This window comes from Burkholderia latens (genome assembly GCF_001718795.1).
Taxonomy (GTDB): domain Bacteria; phylum Pseudomonadota; class Gammaproteobacteria; order Burkholderiales; family Burkholderiaceae; genus Burkholderia; species Burkholderia latens_A.
Genome location: NZ_CP013435.1, coordinates 573,966 through 591,849, shown reverse-complemented (window position 1 = coordinate 591,849; position 17,884 = coordinate 573,966). Strand labels below are relative to the sequence as shown.

General features: G+C 66.3%; 17 protein-coding genes. 7 read left to right on the top strand and 10 right to left on the bottom strand.

The window, feature by feature from the left end; genetic code table 11:
- Positions 1-86 precede the first annotated feature (86 nt).
- From WK25_RS02775 to WK25_RS02750, 6 genes are all read left to right on the top strand, one after another.
- Positions 87-1,364, top strand: a complete 1,278-nt coding sequence (locus WK25_RS02775) for a GspE/PulE family protein (protein ID WP_069240950.1) — start codon at positions 87-89, stop codon at positions 1,362-1,364.
- A 5-nt stretch (positions 1,365-1,369) separates the two neighbouring features.
- Positions 1,370-2,575, top strand: coding sequence for a type II secretion system F family protein (locus tag WK25_RS02770; RefSeq protein ID WP_069240949.1), 1,206 nt, complete (start codon positions 1,370-1,372; stop codon positions 2,573-2,575).
- Between the two features lie 44 nt (positions 2,576-2,619).
- The gene (locus WK25_RS02765) at positions 2,620-3,531 is read left to right on the top strand and encodes a prepilin peptidase (RefSeq protein WP_069240948.1); all 912 of its coding nucleotides are present in this window, start codon (positions 2,620-2,622) and stop codon (positions 3,529-3,531) included.
- Between the two features lie 84 nt (positions 3,532-3,615).
- The gene (gene coaE, locus WK25_RS02760) at positions 3,616-4,224 is read left to right on the top strand and encodes a dephospho-CoA kinase (RefSeq protein ID WP_040143335.1); all 609 of its coding nucleotides are present in this window, start codon (positions 3,616-3,618) and stop codon (positions 4,222-4,224) included.
- A gap of 106 nt (positions 4,225-4,330) precedes the next feature.
- The gene (gene zapD / locus WK25_RS02755) at positions 4,331-5,086 is read left to right on the top strand and encodes a cell division protein ZapD (RefSeq protein ID WP_040143334.1); all 756 of its coding nucleotides are present in this window, start codon (positions 4,331-4,333) and stop codon (positions 5,084-5,086) included.
- A 28-nt stretch (positions 5,087-5,114) separates the two neighbouring features.
- Positions 5,115-5,315, top strand: a complete 201-nt coding sequence (locus tag WK25_RS02750; protein ID WP_039317342.1) for a DNA gyrase inhibitor YacG — start codon at positions 5,115-5,117, stop codon at positions 5,313-5,315.
- A gap of 60 nt (positions 5,316-5,375) precedes the next feature.
- Here the strand turns inward: WK25_RS02750 and WK25_RS02745 are convergent, their stop codons facing one another.
- The 4 genes from WK25_RS02745 to secA all read right to left on the bottom strand — a co-directional run bounded on the left by WK25_RS02745 (position 5,376) and on the right by secA (position 10,907).
- Positions 5,376-5,834 (bottom strand): NUDIX domain-containing protein, encoded by a 459-nt coding sequence (locus tag WK25_RS02745; protein WP_040143331.1) that lies wholly within the window; start codon positions 5,832-5,834, stop codon positions 5,376-5,378.
- A complete protein-coding gene (locus tag WK25_RS02740) occupies positions 5,831-6,700 on the bottom strand; it encodes an ATP-binding protein (protein ID WP_040143330.1) in 870 nt (289 codons plus the stop codon). Before WK25_RS02740 ends, WK25_RS02745 begins: the two co-directional genes overlap by 4 nt.
- Positions 6,701-6,719: 19 nt before the next feature.
- On the bottom strand, positions 6,720-7,961 hold the full coding sequence (gene argJ / locus WK25_RS02735) for a bifunctional glutamate N-acetyltransferase/amino-acid acetyltransferase ArgJ (protein WP_040143328.1): 1,242 nt from the start codon (positions 7,959-7,961) through the stop codon (positions 6,720-6,722).
- 147 nt (positions 7,962-8,108) lie between these two features.
- A complete protein-coding gene (gene secA, locus WK25_RS02730; protein WP_040143327.1) occupies positions 8,109-10,907 on the bottom strand; it encodes a preprotein translocase subunit SecA in 2,799 nt (932 codons plus the stop codon).
- 267 nt (positions 10,908-11,174) lie between these two features.
- Between secA and WK25_RS02725 the strand changes: the two genes are divergently transcribed.
- Entirely contained in the window at positions 11,175-11,654 is a 480-nt protein-coding gene (locus tag WK25_RS02725; protein ID WP_040143325.1) for a DUF721 domain-containing protein, read from the top strand.
- A gap of 97 nt (positions 11,655-11,751) precedes the next feature.
- Here the strand turns inward: WK25_RS02725 and lpxC are convergent, their stop codons facing one another.
- The 6 genes from lpxC to WK25_RS02695 all read right to left on the bottom strand — a co-directional run bounded on the left by lpxC (position 11,752) and on the right by WK25_RS02695 (position 17,884).
- Positions 11,752-12,669, bottom strand: coding sequence for a UDP-3-O-acyl-N-acetylglucosamine deacetylase (gene lpxC, locus WK25_RS02720; protein WP_069241916.1), 918 nt, complete (start codon positions 12,667-12,669; stop codon positions 11,752-11,754).
- Between the two features lie 239 nt (positions 12,670-12,908).
- Positions 12,909-13,415, bottom strand: a complete 507-nt coding sequence (locus tag WK25_RS02715) for a peroxiredoxin (RefSeq protein WP_040143324.1) — start codon at positions 13,413-13,415, stop codon at positions 12,909-12,911.
- Between the two features lie 188 nt (positions 13,416-13,603).
- Complete coding sequence (gene ftsZ / locus WK25_RS02710; RefSeq protein ID WP_011883181.1) at positions 13,604-14,800, bottom strand: cell division protein FtsZ; 1,197 nt, start codon at positions 14,798-14,800, stop codon at positions 13,604-13,606.
- A gap of 111 nt (positions 14,801-14,911) precedes the next feature.
- Positions 14,912-16,144, bottom strand: coding sequence for a cell division protein FtsA (ftsA, locus tag WK25_RS02705; RefSeq protein ID WP_006752447.1), 1,233 nt, complete (start codon positions 16,142-16,144; stop codon positions 14,912-14,914).
- Positions 16,145-16,170: 26 nt separating this feature from the next.
- Positions 16,171-16,923, bottom strand: coding sequence for a cell division protein FtsQ/DivIB (locus WK25_RS02700; RefSeq protein ID WP_069240947.1), 753 nt, complete (start codon positions 16,921-16,923; stop codon positions 16,171-16,173).
- 19 nt (positions 16,924-16,942) lie between these two features.
- A complete protein-coding gene (locus tag WK25_RS02695; RefSeq protein WP_040143319.1) occupies positions 16,943-17,884 on the bottom strand; it encodes a D-alanine--D-alanine ligase in 942 nt (313 codons plus the stop codon).

The following is a 17,884-nucleotide window of genomic DNA, read 5'->3' as shown; positions in this document are numbered from 1 at the left end:
CTAGCCGAACGGCAGACTGTCGGCGGCGCCCGCGATACGCGACCATTTACCGGTCACGATCAACAGGCGGCCGAGCGCCGGCTCACATGCATATCCCTCCTTCCGGGGCGCCGCCGCGCACGCAGCCGTCGCCCATCTCCTCCCACCGCCCGACGGCCGAGCGAGTCCGTTCGCTCGATGCAACGCAGCTCGACGACTCGCCGGCGGTACGGCTGCTGACCGACACACTGCACGCCGCGCGCGTGCGCAACGCGTCCGACATCCACATTGAACCGTTCGAAGCCGGCTGGCGGATCCGCCTGCGCATCGACGGCGTCCTGCACGTACACGCGCAACCGCCCGCTCATCTGCGCGACGCGCTCGTCACGCGGACCAAGGTGCTCGCGCGCATGGACATCGCGGAACGGCGGCTGCCGCAGGACGGCCGGTTGCGCATCGCGATCGACGGCGGCGTGCGGGCCGACTACCGCGTCAGTTCGCTGCCGACACTGTTCGGCGAGAAACTCGTGCTGCGCCGCCTCGACACGCTGCCGCCCGATCTCACGCTCGCGCGCCTCGGCTTCAACGCACGGCAGGCTGCGGCAATGGAGGCCGCGATTCGCGCGCCGCACGGTCTCGTGCTCGTCACCGGTCCGACCGGCAGCGGCAAAACGCTGTCGCTCTACTGCGCGCTGCAGATGCTCGATCGCGACACGCACAACGTATGCACGGTCGAAGATCCGGCCGAGATTCAGCTGGACGGGATCAATCAGGTCGGCGTCGCGGAAAAGGCCGGCCTCACGTTCGCGACGGCGCTGCGCGCGCTACTGCGGCAGGACCCGGACGTCATCATGGTCGGGGAAATTCGCGACGCGGAAACCGCCGACGTCGCGATCAAGGCCGCGCAGACGGGGCACCTCGTGCTGTCGACGCTGCATACGAACGATGCGCCAGCAGCCGTCGCGCGACTGCTCGACATCGGCGTCGCACCGTACAACCTCGCGGCCGCGTTGCGGCTCGTTACCGCGCAGCGCCTCGTTCGGCGTCTGTGCACCACGTGCCGCGTGCGCTCGGATGCACCGGTGCGCGCACTGCGCGACGCGGGTTGCGAGCCGGCGGCGCTGGAGGCCGGATGGCGCCCGTTCGTCGCGCGCGGCTGTGCCGCCTGCCACGGCATCGGTTATCGAGGCCGGATCGGTCTGCACCAGACGATGCCGGTGTCCGCTGCGTTGGCCGAGCGCATCGTCGCGCGCGCAAGCGTCGGCGCCCTCGCGCAATGCGCGGCGGCCGAGGGTGTACGCAGTCTGCGCGACGCCGCGCTCGCACACGTTCGCGACGGCACGACGAGCGTCGCGGAAGCGCTGGCCGCGACGTCCGAAGCGTAGTCGCGATGCCGGTGCCGCCGCACGAAACCCGCTTCGCGTGGCGCGGCCGCCGTCGCGACGGCTCGCCATGCCGCGGAAACGTGATCGCATTCGACGCCGCCGCTGCACGCGCGGCGCTCGCACGCGACGGCATCGCCGTGCTGGCGCTCGACGCGCGCGGCAAGGCGCGGCCGCCCGCAGCCGGCGCGCGTGACGTCACCCGCTTCACGCGTCAGCTCGCAAGCTTGCTGCAGGCCGGGCTGCCGCTCGCACCGTCGCTCGAGATGCTCGCCCGCACCCGCACGCACGACGGGTTTCCGCGCATCGCCGCCGGCCTCGCACGCGAGATCATTGGCGGACAACGTTTCGCCGCCGCGCTCGCGCGCTATCCGGCGCAGTTCGGTACGCTGTACCGCCAGTTGATCGAAGTGGGCGAAGCGTCGGGCGCGCTCGGCTCCGTGCTGACACGCGTCGCGGAGCACCGCGAACGCGCGGACGCGCAATGGCGCAAGCTCTGTGCCGCGCTCGCATATCCGGTCGCCGTCATCGCGTTCGCGCTCGCGATCTCGGCCGCACTGATGATTTGGGTCGTACCGACGTTCCGGCAGATTTTCGACGGCTTCGGCGCGACGCTGCCGGCGCCAACCCGCGCGCTGCTGGCGATCTCGTCTGCGACGTCGGCCTGGGGCGGCACGTTCGCCGCAGCGGCCGCGGTGGCCGGACTCGCCGCACGTCATGCGCTGCGGCGCTCGCCAACGTTGCGCCATGCGGTCGCCCGACAGGCGCTGAATGCACCGCTCGTCGGCGGCGCGCTCACGCGGTTCGCGACCGCGCGGTGGTGCCGCTCGCTTGCGACGCTGCTCGGCGCGGGCGTCCCGCTTGCCGATGCATTCTCGACGCTCGAGCACACGGCCGGCCATCCGGTGTTCGAACAGGCCACCGCGCAGATCGCGGCACGCGTGCTGCGTGGTGCGCGCCTTGCCGACGCGATGCACGCGGCCGGCTGCTTCCCGGACGACGTCGTCCAGCCGATCGCCGTCGCGGAGGAAATAGGCGCGCTCGACACGATGCTCGCGGACATCGCCGCGCTCTGCGAGCGTCAGCTCGATGCACGCCTCGATGCACTCGCCGCGCTCGGCGAGCCGCTGATCGTGGTCGTGCTGGGCGCCCTCGTCGGCGGCCTCGTGATCGCGATGTATCTGCCCATCCTTCAGCTGGGCAACGTGGTGTAGCATCGCAACCGATTCTGTCGCCTTTAAAGCCCCAACCCGAGCCCATGACGCCCGCGCCCCTGACCACCGTATTCGATTCGCCCGCCGGCACGTTGCTCGCGCTGGCGATGCTGCCGCCTGCGGTGCAGTATGCATTCGCCGTCGTCCTCGGCCTGTGCGTCGGAAGCTTCGTGAATGTCGTCGTGCACCGGGTACCGGTGATGATGCAGCGCGCATGGCAGGCCGAAATCGCCGAGGCGACGGGCGCGGCGAGCGCGGCGCCGGACGACGGCTATCCGCCGCACTACGATCTGTGGCGCCCGCGCAGCGCCTGCCCGCATTGCGGCCACGTGCTGCGCGCATGGGAAAACATCCCGCTCGTCAGCTACTTGCTGTTGCGTGGCCGCTGCCGTCAGTGCGGCCATGCGATCGGCGTGCGCTATCCGCTCGTCGAGCTCGCCGGTGCGCTTCTCGCCGCCGCCTCGCTCGCCGCCTTCGGCCCCACCGTCGTGGCTCTCGCAGCGTTCGGGCTCTGCGCCGCACTGCTCGCGATGAGCGCGATCGATATCCGTACCGGCTACCTGCCCGATTCGATGACGCTGCCGCTGCTGTGGGCAGGCCTCGCACTGAATCTCGGCGGCACGTTCACGTCGCTGCGTTCGGCCGTGATCGGTGCGATGGCCGGCTACCTGTTCCTTTGCTCCATCTACTGGCTGTTCAAATGGCTGCGCGGGATCGAGGGCATCGGCTTCGGCGATCTGAAGCTGCTCGCCGCGCTCGGCGCATGGATGGGCTGGGCCGCGCTGCCGCAGGTCGTGCTGTTCGCCGCGGTGACGGGCGCGATCGTCGGCCTCGTCGCGACCTGGCGCGGCCGCATGCGCTTCGAGGAGCCGATTCCGTTCGGCCCGTTCCTGGCCGCGGGCGGTGTGGCGACGCTATTTTTCGGCACCCCTTTCTATTCGGCGCTCGGCGGTTGACGTGATGCGCTGCGCGCCTTCGCTTCGTTGTCAGCGTCGCAGCCTCGCACGCCACTTGCGTGCAGCGGTCCGGCGGAGGTTCACATGTTTGCAATAGGACTCACCGGCGGCATCGGCAGCGGCAAGACGACCGTCGCCGACATGTTCGCCGCGCGCGGCGCATCGGTCGTCGATACCGATCTGATCGCGCACCGTATCACCGCCCCCGGTGGGCTCGCGATGCCGGCGATCGAGCACGCGTTCGGGCCGGACTTCGTCGCCGCCGACGGCTCTCTCGATCGCGCCAGGATGCGCGCACTGATTTTCAGCGACGACGACGCACGACGCCGGCTCGAAGCGATCACGCATCCGCTGATCCGCGCGCAGACGGATCGCGAAGCCCGCGCCGCGCAGGGCCCTTACGTGATGTTCGTGGTGCCGTTGCTCGTCGAGTCAGGCAATTGGAAGACTCGCAGCAACCGCGTGCTGGTGGTCGACTGTCCGGTCGAAACGCAGATCGCGCGCGTGATGCGGCGCAACGGTTTCACGCGCGAACAGGTCGAGGCGATCATCGCGAGACAGGCAACGCGCGACGCGCGTCTCGCGGCCGCCGACGACGTGATCGTCAACGACGCGGCGACGCCAGCCATGCTCGCCGCGCAGGTCGATGCACTGCACCAACGCTATCTCGAATTCGCAGCCGCCGCGCAGTGACGCCGCGCGATCGTGATGGTGTACGAAATTGGCGCGTTGCTAGGGTAGTGAGTGAGCATTAGAATGTCCTGCATTGTTTCAATTCCTACCCGAGAGGCGAGCGCGCTTGATTCTTTACGAGTATCCGTTCAACGAGCGAATTCGCACGCTGTTGCGCCTCGAGGACTTATTCGAGCGCTTCGCGTTCTTTTTGGCTCAGGAGGACGCGCGCGAACATCACGTCGCGCTGACGACGCTGTTCGAAATCGCCGAGGTCACGGGCCGCGCCGACCTGAAATCGGATCTGATGAAGGAGCTCGAACGTCAGCGCCAGACGCTCGCTCCGTTTCGCGGCAATCCGGGCATCGAACAGAATGCGCTGGAAGCCGTGCTCGGCGAAATCGAGCAGACGCTCGCGAATCTCGCGCAGATGCAGGGCAAGACAGGCCAGCATCTGGTCGACAACGAGTGGCTCGCGAGCATCCGCAGCCGAGCGGTGATTCCCGGCGGCACGTGCAAGTTCGACCTGCCGTCGTATTACGCGTGGCAACAATGGCCGGCCGAACAGCGGCGCCATGACATCACGAAATGGATCATGCCGCTGCTGCCGCTGCGCGACGCCGCGGCGATCGTGCTGCGTCTCGCGCGCGAATCGGGCCAGGCTTCGAAGGTGATGGCGATGCAAGGCAGCTACCAGCAGATGCTGTCGGGGCGCAGCTACCAATTGATGCAGGTGCGCGTGTCGCCGGAGCTGCGCGTGATTCCCGAGGCGAGCGCCAACAAATACATGCTGTGGGTACGGTTCACCATGCAGGACGGCGACGTGCGGCCGCGTGCGGTGGACATCGACGTGCCGTTCCATCTGACACTCTGCAATCTGTAACGGCCGCGTGCCGGCTCGACGCTTTCGTATGACTACCGTTGTGAAATGTCCTTCGTGCGGCGCGGAAGTGCGCTGGACGCCGGAAAACAAGTTCCGCCCGTTCTGTTCGGCCCGCTGCAAGCAGCTCGATCTCGGCGCATGGGCGGCGGAAAAGTATCGGATCGGCGGCTCGTCCGACGAAGGTCCGTCGTCGGAAGAAGACGGCACCGACGGCCGCCGCGACAGCTAAGCAGCACAGGGCTACCTCGTCCGTCGATATGGCCCGCGTTTCACGCGGGCCGCAACGGCGTCATTGCGACGCCGCTTCCTTCTCGAGCAGTTCCAGCACCGGCAACGCGGCCGGCAACAGAGGCGCGACGTCGACCGGCAGTTCCTGCCACACGAACGCCTGCCCTTCCTTGCTGTGCGGCTCGCCCGTCCAGCCCGTCACCTTGCAGAAATAGAGCCGCACGTATGCATGCGGATAGTCGTGCTCGAGCGTATGCCAGCGATGGCTGGCCGTGACGACGATGCCCAGCTCCTCATGGAGTTCGCGGGCGAGCGCGTCCTCGACGCTTTCGCCCGCTTCGAGCTTGCCGCCCGGAAACTCCCAGTAACCTTCATACGGCTTGCCCTGCAGGCGCTGCGCGAGCAGATAACGGCAGCGGCCGACCGGGCCGTCCGGCCGCACCATTACACCGACAGCGACTTCCGTCACCTTGCGGCCGTCGGGCGCGCGCGCCGCGCCTACTGCGGAATCCACACTCATGCCTGCTCCTTGCGGCCCGACCAGTCGCGCGCGAACTGCCACGCGACGCGCCCCGAGCGCGAACCGCGCTCGAGCGCCCAGACCAGCGCATCGCCGCGTGCCGCGTCGATCTCGGTATCCGCGCAGCCGAAATGGCGCAGCCAGTGCCCGACGATGTCGAGGTAGTCGTCCTGCTTGAACGGGTAGAAGCTGACCCACAGGCCGAAGCGCTCCGACAGCGAGATCTTTTCCTCGACGACTTCGCCCGGGTGGATCTCGCCGTCCGGCAGATGCTTGTACGACTCGTTGTCGCTCATGTACTCGGGCAGCAGATGGCGGCGGTTCGACGTCGCGTAGATCAGCACGTTGTCCGACTGCGCAGCGATCGAGCCGTCGAGCGCGACCTTCAGCGCCTTGTAGCCGGACTCGCCTTCCTCGAACGACAGGTCGTCGCAAAACACGATGAACCGCTCCGGACGCTGCGAGATCAGCTCGACGATGTCGCCGAGATCGTGCAGGTCGTCCTTGTCGACTTCGATGAGGCGCAGGCCTTCCTTCGCATACGCGTTCAGGCACGCCTTGATCAGCGACGACTTGCCGGTGCCGCGCGCGCCCGTCAGCAGCACGTTGTTCGCCGGCTTGCGCTGCACGAACTGTCGCGTGTTCTGTTCGATCAGCCCCTTCTGACGATCGATGTTGTGCAGGTCGCCGAGCGTGATCGACGACGCTGCCGGCACCGGCTGCAGATAGCCGCGCCCCTGACGCTTGCGCCAGCGGAAGGCCGTGGCTGCATTCCAGTCGACAGCGGCCGGCGCCGGCGGCAGCATCCCTTCGAGGCGGCCGAGCAGCGCTTCGGCTCGCGTCAGAAACTGTTCGAGCTTGTCCATGTCGTTCGAGCGCCCCCGATCAGGAGCGATAGTCCGCGTTGATGCTCACGTAGTCGTGCGACAGATCGCACGTCCAGATCGTAGCCTGCGCGTCGCCGCGGCCAAGCAGCACGCGAATCGTGATTTCGCTCTGCTTCATCACGCGCTGGCCGTCCTCTTCCTGGTACGCGGGATTGCGGCCGCCGGCCTTCGCGACGAGCACGTCGTCCAGATAGAGATCGATCTTGCCGACGTCGAGATCGGTGACGCCCGCATAGCCGATCGCAGCGAGAATCCGGCCGAGGTTGGGGTCGGATGCGTAGAAGGCCGTCTTCACGAGCGGCGAATGGCCGATCGCATAAGCGATCTGACGGCATTCGGCAACACTCTTGCCGCCTTCCACCTGCACCGTCATGAATTTCGTCGCACCTTCGCCGTCGCGCACGATCAGCTGCGACAACTCCTGCGCGACCTGCGTGACCGCGTCGCGCAGCGCCGCATAGGCCGGCGAGTCGGTCGACGCGATCGCGGGCAGCGTGCTCTTGCCCGACGCGATCAGAATGAACGAGTCGTTCGTCGACGTATCGCCGTCGATCGTGATGCAGTTGAACGAGCGATCGGCCACTTCCTTCACGAGTGTGTCGAGCACCGGCTGCGCGACGTTCGCGTCGAAGGCGAGGAAGCCGAGCATCGTCGCCATGTTCGGCTTGATCATCCCGGCGCCCTTGCTGATGCCGGTCAGCGTGACCGTATGGCCGTCGATCGTCACCTGGCGCGACGCAGCCTTCGGCAGCGTATCGGTCGTCATGATCGCCTGCGCGGCGTCGTACCAGTTCGCGGCCTTGCGGTTTGCGAGCGCAGCCGGCAGCCCGGCCTTCAGGCGGTCAATCGGCAGCGGCTCGAGAATCACGCCGGTCGAGAACGGCAGCACCTGAGCGGCGTCGAGGCCCGCGAGGCGCGCGAGTTCCGCGCACGTTTCGCGGGTGTTCGCGAGGCCGGGCTCGCCGGTGCCCGCATTCGCATTGCCGGTGTTCACCACGAGTGCACGGATGCCAGCCCCGCCCGCGCGCACCTTGGCCAGATGTTCGCGGCACACGATCACCGGCGCGGCGCAAAAACGGTTCTCGGTGAATACGCCTGCGACCGTCGCCCCTTCGTCGACGGAAATGACCAGCACGTCCTTGCGATTCGGCTTGCGGATGTTCGCTTCCGCCCAGCCGAGCGTGACGCCGGCGACGGGATGCAATTGGGCGGGATCGATCGACGGAAAATTGACAGCCATGGGGCACACCTGCCGGATGGAAAATGCCGGCACACGCCGGCATCGATTGGAAGAACCGGCGGCCGCGGAACCGGGCCGCCGCAACTCACATCACTGATTCGAAGCTGCGAACGAACGACGCGGCGCACGCATGCGCGCCGCCGCCGATCATGACAGCTTACCGTGACATTGCTTGTACTTCTTGCCGCTGCCGCACGGGCACGGGTCGTTGCGGCCGACCTTCGGCATCTCGCCGGCGGGCCCGCCGTGGGTCATCGCGCTGCCGACCATGTCGGCGGTCGCCGTGGCCGCGGCGGCAGCCGCGACGTTCGCGACCGGCGCGCCGGCGTCCGCATAATCGGCGTGCTGATACTCGACGTTCTCCAGATGACCGCCGCGCTCTTCGATTTGCTCGGCGGCCTCCTCGAGCTGCTCCGGCGACTGGATCTGCACGTTCATCACGATGCGCGTGACTTCCTGCTTGATCGCATCGAGCATCGCGGCGAACAGCTCGAACGCTTCGCGCTTGTATTCCTGCTTCGGGTTCTTCTGCGCATAGCCGCGCAGGTGGATGCCCTGACGCAGATGGTCGAGCGCGGCCAGGTGTTCGCGCCACAGGCGGTCCACCGTCTGCAGCATCACCGAGCGCTCGAACGCGCTGAACGATTCGCGGCCGACCAGCGCGACCTTTGCCTCGTACTGCTCGTCGGCGGCGGTCGTCACGGCTTCGAGGATCTCGTCGGCGGTAATCGACGACGACTCGTTCACCATTTCCTGGATCGCGAGGTCGAGCTGCCAGTCGTTGCGCAGCGCTTCCTCGAGTTCGGGCACGTCCCACTGTTCCTCGATGCTGCCTTCCGGCACGAACTGGCGGACGACCTCGGCAATCACGCCGTGGCGCATCGCGGAAATCGTCTCGGTGATGTCGTGCGCTTCGAGCAATTCGTTACGCTGCTGGTAGATCACCTTGCGCTGGTCGTTCGACACGTCGTCGTATTCGAGCAGCTGCTTGCGGATGTCGAAGTTGCGTGCCTCGACCTTGCGCTGCGCGGATTCGATCGAACGCGTGACGATGCCGGCCTCGATCGCCTCGCCTTCCGGCATCTTCAGGCGATCCATGATCGAGCGCACGCGGTCGCCCGCGAAGATACGCAACAGCGGATCGTCGAGCGACAGGTAGAAGCGCGACGAGCCCGGATCGCCCTGGCGGCCCGCACGGCCGCGCAGCTGGTTGTCGATCCGGCGCGATTCGTGGCGCTCGGTGCCGATGATGTGCAGGCCGCCGGCGGCCTTCACCTGTTCGTGCAGCGTTTCCCACTCGTCGTGCAGTTGCTTGATACGGCGCGCTTTCTCGTCGGCCGGAATCGAGTCGTCGGCCTCGATGAACGCGGCCTGCTTCTCCGCGTTGCCGCCGAGCACGATGTCGGTACCGCGGCCGGCCATGTTCGTCGCGATCGTGATGCGCTTCGGACGGCCGGCTTCCGCGACGATTGCCGCTTCGCGCTCGTGCTGCTTCGCGTTCAGCACTTCGTGCGGCAGCCCGGCCTGCTTCAGCAGATGCGACAGCAGCTCCGAGTTTTCGATCGACGTCGTGCCGACCAGTACCGGCTGACCGCGCTCGTAGCACTCGCGAATGTCGCGGATCACCGCGTCGTAGCGCTCCTTGGCCGTCTTGTAGATCTGATCCTGCTTGTCGATCCGCTTCGGCGGACGATTGGTCGGGATCACGACCGTCTCGAGGCCGTAGATCTCGTTGAATTCGTACGCTTCGGTGTCCGCCGTGCCGGTCATGCCCGCGAGCTTCGCGTACATCCGGAAGTAATTCTGGAACGTGATCGATGCGAGCGTCTGGTTCTCGCTCTGGATCTTCACGTGCTCCTTCGCTTCGACCGCCTGGTGCAGGCCGTCCGACCAACGCCGGCCGGCCATCAGGCGGCCCGTGAATTCGTCGACGATCACCACTTCGCCGTTCTGCACGACATAGTGCTGATCCTTGTGGAACAGCGTGTGCGCGCGCAGCGCCGCATACACGTGGTGCATCAGCGTGATGTTCTGCGGCGCGTACAGGCTCTCGCCCTCGCCGATCAGGCCCCACTCGGCGAGCAGCCGCTCGGCCTTCTCGTGGCCCGACTCCGTCAGAAACACCTGGCGCGACTTCTCGTCGAGCGTGTAGTCGCCCGGTTTTTCGACGCCCGTGCCGTCGGCCTTCTCCTCGCCGATCTGGCGCTCGAGCAGCGGCGGCAGCGCGTTCATCCGGACGTACAGTTCGGTGTGGTCTTCCGCCTGACCCGAAATGATCAGCGGCGTACGCGCCTCGTCGATGAGGATCGAGTCGACTTCGTCGACGACGGCAAAATTCAGCGCCCGCTGCACACGCGCGTCGGTCTCGTAGACCATGTTGTCGCGCAGGTAGTCGAAGCCGAACTCGTTGTTCGTGCCGTACGTGATGTCCGCGGCGTAGGCCTGCTGCTTCTGCTCGTGCTCCATGCCGGACAGGTTGATGCCGACCGACAGACCGAGGAAGTTGTAGAGACGCGCCATCCATTCGGCGTCGCGCTGTGCGAGATAGTCGTTGACCGTCACGACGTGCACGCCGCGGCCGGCGAGCGCGTTCAGGTACACGGGCAGCGTCGCGACGAGCGTCTTGCCCTCGCCGGTGCGCATTTCGGCGATCTTGCCGTAGTGGAGCACCATGCCGCCGATCAGCTGCACGTCGAAGTGGCGCATTTTCAGCACGCGGCGGCTCGCTTCGCGGCAGACCGCGAACGCCTCCGGCAGCACCTTGTCGAGCGATTCGCCACCTGCGATCCGCTGGCGGAACTCGTCCGTTTTGCCGCGCAACTGGTCGTCCGTCAGCTTCTCGATCTGCGGTTCGAGCGCATTGATCGTCGCGACGGTCTTTTGGTATTGCTTGACGAGCCGCTGGTTGCGGCTGCCAAAAATTTTCTGGAGAAAACCGGTTGTCATCGGATCGGATCCTGCGTCGCAGCACCGGCGCCCGGCGCGTGTTGCGCGCCCCGACGCCCGAGCCTCGGCGGCTTAGCGAATTAGTGGAATCAAACGGGGAATTTTAGCACGCGGGGACGCATGCGCCGGTGTCCCGGCCGGACTCGCACCGCGCACTCGGGCCGCACAGGCGACCGGCGCCCCGGCCCGAAAGCCGCGCGTGCTTGAACCGGCGCAGGTACAATCGGCGACAACGTCCGCGCGCGTGCGCGCTCGAAGAATGCCTCGATGAACCGATTTTCCAAGCGTTTCGGCCCGCTCCCCGCGTATCGCCCGCAACCCGTGTCCGAAGTGCTCAACCGCACCGACGCGTTCGCGGCGCTGCGCGCAGGCGTCGAGCAGGTCGCATCGCTGCAGCGCGACCTCTCCGCGCTCCTCCCCGACTATCTCGCGAATCATGTCGAACCGGGCTCCATCAAGGACGGCACCCTGACCCTCTTTGCCGCTCACAATGCGCTCGCCGCCCGGCTGCGGCAGGTGGAGCCGCGCCTGCTCGCCGATCTGCAAAAACGCGGCTGGCCGGTTGCGGCGCTGCGCGTGCGTGTGCGGCCGAAGGATGCGCCGCAGCCGCCGCACGTGAAGCAGGCGCGCATGACGACCGTCGGCGCCGCCGCGTTGCGCGAGCTCGCCGATCACCTGGAGCCGTCGCCGCTGCAGGCCGCGCTGGCGCGAATGGCTGCCCGGCACGGCGCGAAGTCGTCGCGCTGAGTTTGCGCCTCGGTCATTCGCGTAATCGCACGCGACGGCCGCCCAACGAAAAAAGCGACCCCAGGGTCGCTTTTTTATTGCTCGTGCGGAGCGCCGATCAGGCGAATGCCGTCTGCGTGTCGAACGCGAAGCCGCCCGGTGCGGCCTGCGGATCGTCGAACGTGACGATCTCGTACGAGTCTTCGTGCGCGAGCAGTTCGCGCAGCAGCGCGTTGTTCAGCCCGTGGCCCGACTTGTACGCCGTGTATGACGCGAGCAGCGGATGGCCGACCACGTACAGGTCGCCGATCGCGTCGAGCATCTTGTGCTTCACGAATTCGTCGTCGTAACGCAGCCCGTCGTTGTTCAGGATCCGGTACTCGTCGAGCACGATCGCATTGTCCATGCTGCCGCCGCGAGCCAGGCCCAGCTCGCGCATCATCTCGACTTCGTGCGCGAAGCCGAACGTGCGCGCACGTGCGATCTCGCGCACGTACGACGTGTTCGCGAAGTCGACCTCGAGTTCCTGGCCGGTCTTGTCGACGGCCGGGTGACGGAAATCGATCGTGAACTTCAGCTTGAAGCCGAAATACGGATCGAGACGCGCGAACTTGTCGCCGTCGCGGATTTCAACCGGCTTCGTGACCTTGATGAAGCGCTTCGGCGCGTTCTGCTCCTCGATCCCTGCGGACTGGATCAGGAACACGAAGGACGCAGCGCTGCCGTCCATGATCGGGATTTCCTCGGCCGTCACGTCGACATAGAGATTGTCGATGCCGAGGCCGGCGCATGCCGACATCAGGTGTTCGACGGTCGACACGCGCGCGCCATCCTTCTGCAGCACCGACGCGAGCCGCGTGTCGCCAATCGACATCGCGGATGCCGGAATGTCGACGGGCGTGGGCAGGTCGACGCGCGCGAAAACGATCCCCGTGCCCGGCGCGGCCGGACGGAGCGTCAGTTCGACCTTGCGGCCCGAGTGGAGACCAATGCCCACGGTCTTCACGATCGATTTGATGGTGCGCTGCTTCAGCATGGTGTTCTTCAACTTGATTGAGATTTTCAATCAGGCGTTATATTCGATAGGTGGGATTATAGCGTAATTCCCTATTCGCCGCTGTTGGAAACTGCGTATATCTGTTTCGACTGTTTACCCGTGCCGATACGGAACGGGCCGACGCCCGGAACGGAGGCGTTTCCGGTCATCGACCCGTGTTACAACTGTCCCGAGGTCCGGTGAGCGGCGTTGCCGGCAAGCAACGACGCACCGCACGATCAGGACGTCAACGTCGCGAGCACGCTCGCCGCATCGCTCACTTCGAACTTGCCCGGCGCTTCGACGGCCAGCGTCTTGACCACACCGTCGTCGATCACCATCGCGTAGCGCAGGGAACGGATTCCCATGCCACGCGCGGACAAATCCTGCGTCAGCCCCAGCGCATGAGTGAAAGCAGCGCTGCCGTCCGCCATCATGCGCACCTTGCCCGCGGTGTGCAGATCACGTCCCCATGCGCCCATCACGAATGCGTCGTTGACGGACACGCACCAGATCTCGTCGATGCCGGCCGAGCGCAATTGCTCGGCATGCTCGACATAGCCCGGCACATGCTGCGCCGAACAGGTCGGCGTGAAAGCGCCCGGCAATCCGAAGATCACCACCCGCTTCCCCGCAACCTGATCGCGCACGCTGAAGGCGTTCGGCCCCAGCGTGCAGCCTGCGCGCGCGTCGTCGATGAACTCGAACAGTTGCGCGTCGGGCAGCGCGTCGCCCACTTGAATCATGGCTGGTCCCTCATAGCGATACGGTTTTCAGCGTATTGCGGACAGCACGGCCCATCCCGCTCCGCTCATGCGAAGAGGGCACGTCTCCCGGCCCGGCGTCGCATCCGACGCGGCCTGTCGTGGTCCGTGGCATCCGTCACGCCGGCGTTACCGCGGCAACCGTGCCGCGGCTTCGCCTGTGTGCGTCGTCAGTCAGCCTGCTTGCGCAGGAAAGCCGGAATGTCGTACGTGTCGACACCCTTCTCCTGCAGCGCCTGCACGTGCGATGCCGCGGTTTCGCGCGAATTGCGCCACACCGCCGGCGTATCGAGCGCGCCGTAGTCGGCCGTGCTGACGTGCTGCGGCTGTGCATAACCGTGCGAGACCGCACTGACCGGCTGATTGTCGGTACCCGTGCGCAGCAGCGTCATCGGAGCCGATTGCTGCTTCTTCGCCGCACGGCCCAGACCCGTCGCCACGACCGTCACACGCAATGCATCGCCCATCGCGTCGTCGTACACCGCACCGAAGATCACCGTCGCATCTTCCGCGGCGTAGCTCTTGATCGTGTTCATCACTTCGCGCGTTTCCGACAGGCGCAGCGAACGGCTCGACGTGATGTTGACCAGCACGCCGCGCGCGCCCGACAGATCGACGCCTTCCAGCAGCGGGCTTGCGACCGCCTGTTCCGCCGCGAGGCGTGCGCGATCGACGCCGGCGACCGTCGCCGTGCCCATCATCGCTTTGCCCTGCTCGCCCATCACCGTCTTCACGTCTTCGAAGTCGACGTTCACGAGGCCGTCGACGTTGATGATTTCGGCGATGCCCGCGACTGCGTTGTTCAACACGTCATCCGCGCACTGGAAGCACTTGTCCATTTCGGCGTCATCGCCCATCACGTCGAACAGCTTGTCGTTCAGGACGACGATCAGCGAGTCGACGTGATCCTCCAGTTGCTGCGAGCCTGCTTCCGCGACGCGCATGCGCTTGCCGCCTTCGAACTCGAACGGCTTGCTGACGACGCCGACCGTCAGGATGCCCATCTCTTTCGCGATCTGCGCGACCACCGGCGCGGCGCCCGTGCCCGTGCCGCCGCCCATGCCGGCCGTGATGAACACCATGTGCGCGCCGCGCAGTGCGTCGGCGATGCGCTCGCGCGCCTCTTCCGCCGCCGCCTTGCCCATTTCCGGCTTCGCGCCGGCGCCGAGGCCCGTGTTGCCCAGCTGGATCACGGACGGTGCGCGCGCACGCGACAGCGCCTGCGCGTCGGTGTTCATCACGATGAAATCGACGCCCTGCACGCCACGGTTGATCATGTGCTGAACGGCATTGCCGCCAGCGCCGCCAACGCCGACCACCTTGATGATGGTGCCGTTGGTTTCGGTTTCCAGCATTTCGAATTCCATTGTTGCCTCCGTCAAGAAAATAGAACTACTCGGCCGTTATTCGGCAGGAGATCGGGCAACCCCCTGTCGCGCGCCAGCCGCCGGCACCAGCGCGAATTTCGATTCGGTTCGTCAGAAGTTGCTCAGGAACCATTCCTTCATCCGCGAGAAAATCTGCCCCGCGTTGCCGGACTGCACGGCGACCTTGCGGCCGCGCATGCGCTGAGCGCTTCCTTCGACGAGCAGGCCCATCGCCGTCGAGTAGCGCGGATTGCGCACCACGTCGGCAAGGCCGCCTGCGTATTCCGGCGCGCCGATGCGCACCGGTTTCAGGAAAATGTCTTCGCCGAGCTCGACCATGCCCGGCATCATCGATGCGCCGCCGGTAATGACCACGCCGGAGCTCAGCAGTTCTTCGTAACCGGACTCGCGCACGACCTGCTGCACGAGCGAGAACAGCTCCTCGACGCGCGGCTCGATCACCGCCGCGAGCGCCTGGCGCGACAGCGTGCGCGGACCGCGTTCGCCGAGGCCCGGCACTTCGACCATCTCGTCCGGATCGGCGAGCGCCTGCTTCGCGATTCCGTAGCCGACCTTGATGTCTTCCGCGTCCGGCGTCGGCGTGCGCAGCGCCATCGCGATGTCGCTCGTGATCTGGTCGCCGGCGATCGGAATCACCGCCGTGTGACGGATCGCGCCTTCGGCGAAGATCGCGATGTCCGTCGTGCCGCCGCCGATGTCGACCAGCACCACGCCGAGATCCTTCTCGTCTTCCGTCAGCACCGCCAGCGACGACGCCAGCGGCTGCAGGATCAGGTCGTTCACTTCGAGCCCGCAGCGGCGCACGCACTTGACGATGTTCTGCGCGGCGCTGACCGCACCCGTCACGATGTGCACCTTCACCTCGAGACGGATGCCGCTCATCCCGATCGGCTCGCGCACGTCTTCCTGGCCGTCGATGATGAATTCCTGCGTGAGGATGTGCAGCACCTGCTGGTCGGTCGGGATGTTGATCGCCTTCGCGGTCTCGATCACGCGCGCGACGTCCGTCTGCGTGACTTCCTTGTCCTTGATCGCGACCATCCCGCTCGAGTTGAAGCTGCGGATATGGCTGCCCGCGATCCCCGTGAACACGTTGGTGATCTTGCAGTCGGCCATCAGCTCGGCTTCTTCGAGCGCGCGCTGGATCGACTGCACGGTGGCCTCGATGTTGACCACCACGCCCTTCTTCAGACCTTTCGATTCGCTCTGGCCGAGGCCGATCACCTCGTAATGGCCCTCGCCCTTCAGCTCGGCGACGATGGCCACCACCTTCGACGTGCCGATGTCGAGGGAAACCAGCAGATCCTTGTAGTCTTTGCTCATAAAGTGCTCTTGCGTGTGATCTCTCGTTACTTCTTGGGCTTGTCGGTATCGGTCAGGAACCGCATGCCTGCCGCACGAATCGCGAATCCGTTCGGATAACGCAGGTCCGCGTACTCGATGTCGTTGCCCCAACGCTCCGTGACTGCCGGCCATGCGGCGACGAGGCGCTGGCTCCGGTCGTGCAGCGTCTCGCTCGTGCGTTCCTTGCCGAGTTCGATCTGCATGCCGTTCGACAGCTTCACCGTCCACGCGTAGCGCGCCGACAGCGTCACTTCTTCCGGCGCCGCCTTAAGCGGCGCAAACCAGTTCGTGAAGTCGCGGTACCGCGTGACGACTTCCTTCGCACTGCCCTCCGGGCCGTCGAACGCGGGCAGTTCTTCATCCAGTTCGCCCTGGTTCGCGGTGAACAGCTCGCCGTCGACGCTCACGAGCTGCGCGCTGCCCCAGGTCCCGAGCGGTTTGTACTCCTCGAGCGTGACAGCGAGCGCATTCGGCCACACCCGCCGTACGCTCGCATGGCGCACCCACGGCATCTGCTCGAACGCGGCCCGCGCGGTGTCGAGGTCGACCGTGAAGAAATTCCCCTTCAGCCGTCCGACCACGCCCGCCCGCACCGTCGGCGTGTTGATGTGCTCGGTGTCGCCGTCGATCCGGATTTCGCGCAACGCGAACGTCGGACGCTGGATCAGCCAGTAGCAGCCGGCCGCCGCCAACACGAGCAGCAGCAGCGCGTATAGCGCGCTGGCGGCAAGGTTGAGTTGGCGAACGTTGTTCCACATACGTCGTTCCGTTCCTGCGTCAGTCGTTGAGCGTAAGCGACAGCACCTTCACGACCAGCTCCGAATAGCTGATGCCGATCGAGCGCGCGGCCTTCGGCGGCAGCGAATGGTCGGTCATTCCCGGGGCCGTGTTCACTTCGAGGAAATACGCGTTGCCCGCCGCATCCAGCATGAAATCCGCGCGACCCCAGTCGGTGCAGCCCAGCACGTCGAACGCGCGGCGCGCGATGCGCTTCAGTTCCGCTTCCTGTTCGGCAGGCAGCCCGCACGGAATCAGATACTGCGTATCGTCGGCCACGTACTTCGCGTGGTAGTCGTAGAACTCGCCGGCCGGCACGATCTTGATCAGCGGCAGGTCGAGGTCGCCGGCGATGCACGCGGTATATTCGCCGCCGCCTTCGATGCTCTTCTCGACAATGACGATCTTGTCGTGGGTCGCCGCTTCGGACAGTGCGGCGGGCAACGCGTCGGCCGTCTTCACCTTCAACACCGCAACGCTCGAGCCTTCGCTCGCCGGCTTCACGAACAGCGGGAGGCCGAGCTTCGCGACGATATCCGTCGCGCGCGCCGCATAATCGTCGCCGCGCATCACCGTTTCGAACGGCGGCGTCGGCACGCCCGTCTGCTGCCACACGAGCTTCGTGCGGAACTTGTCGAGGCCCAGTGCCGAGCCCAGGACGCCGCTGCCCGTGTAGCGGATTCCGTAGAAGTCGAGCGCGCCCTGGATCTGGCCGTTTTCGCCGTAGCCGCCGTGCAGCGCGTTGAACGCACGCACGAAGCCTTCGTCCTTCAGCGCCGACAGCGGCCGCTCGGCCGGGTCGAACGGATGCGCGTCGACGCCCGCATCGCGCAGGCCCTGCAGCACGAGACGGCCCGAGGTGAGCGACACCTCGCGCTCGGCGGATTCGCCGCCGAACAACACCGCCACCTTGCCGAAACGTTTCGGATCGATCCCGCTCAT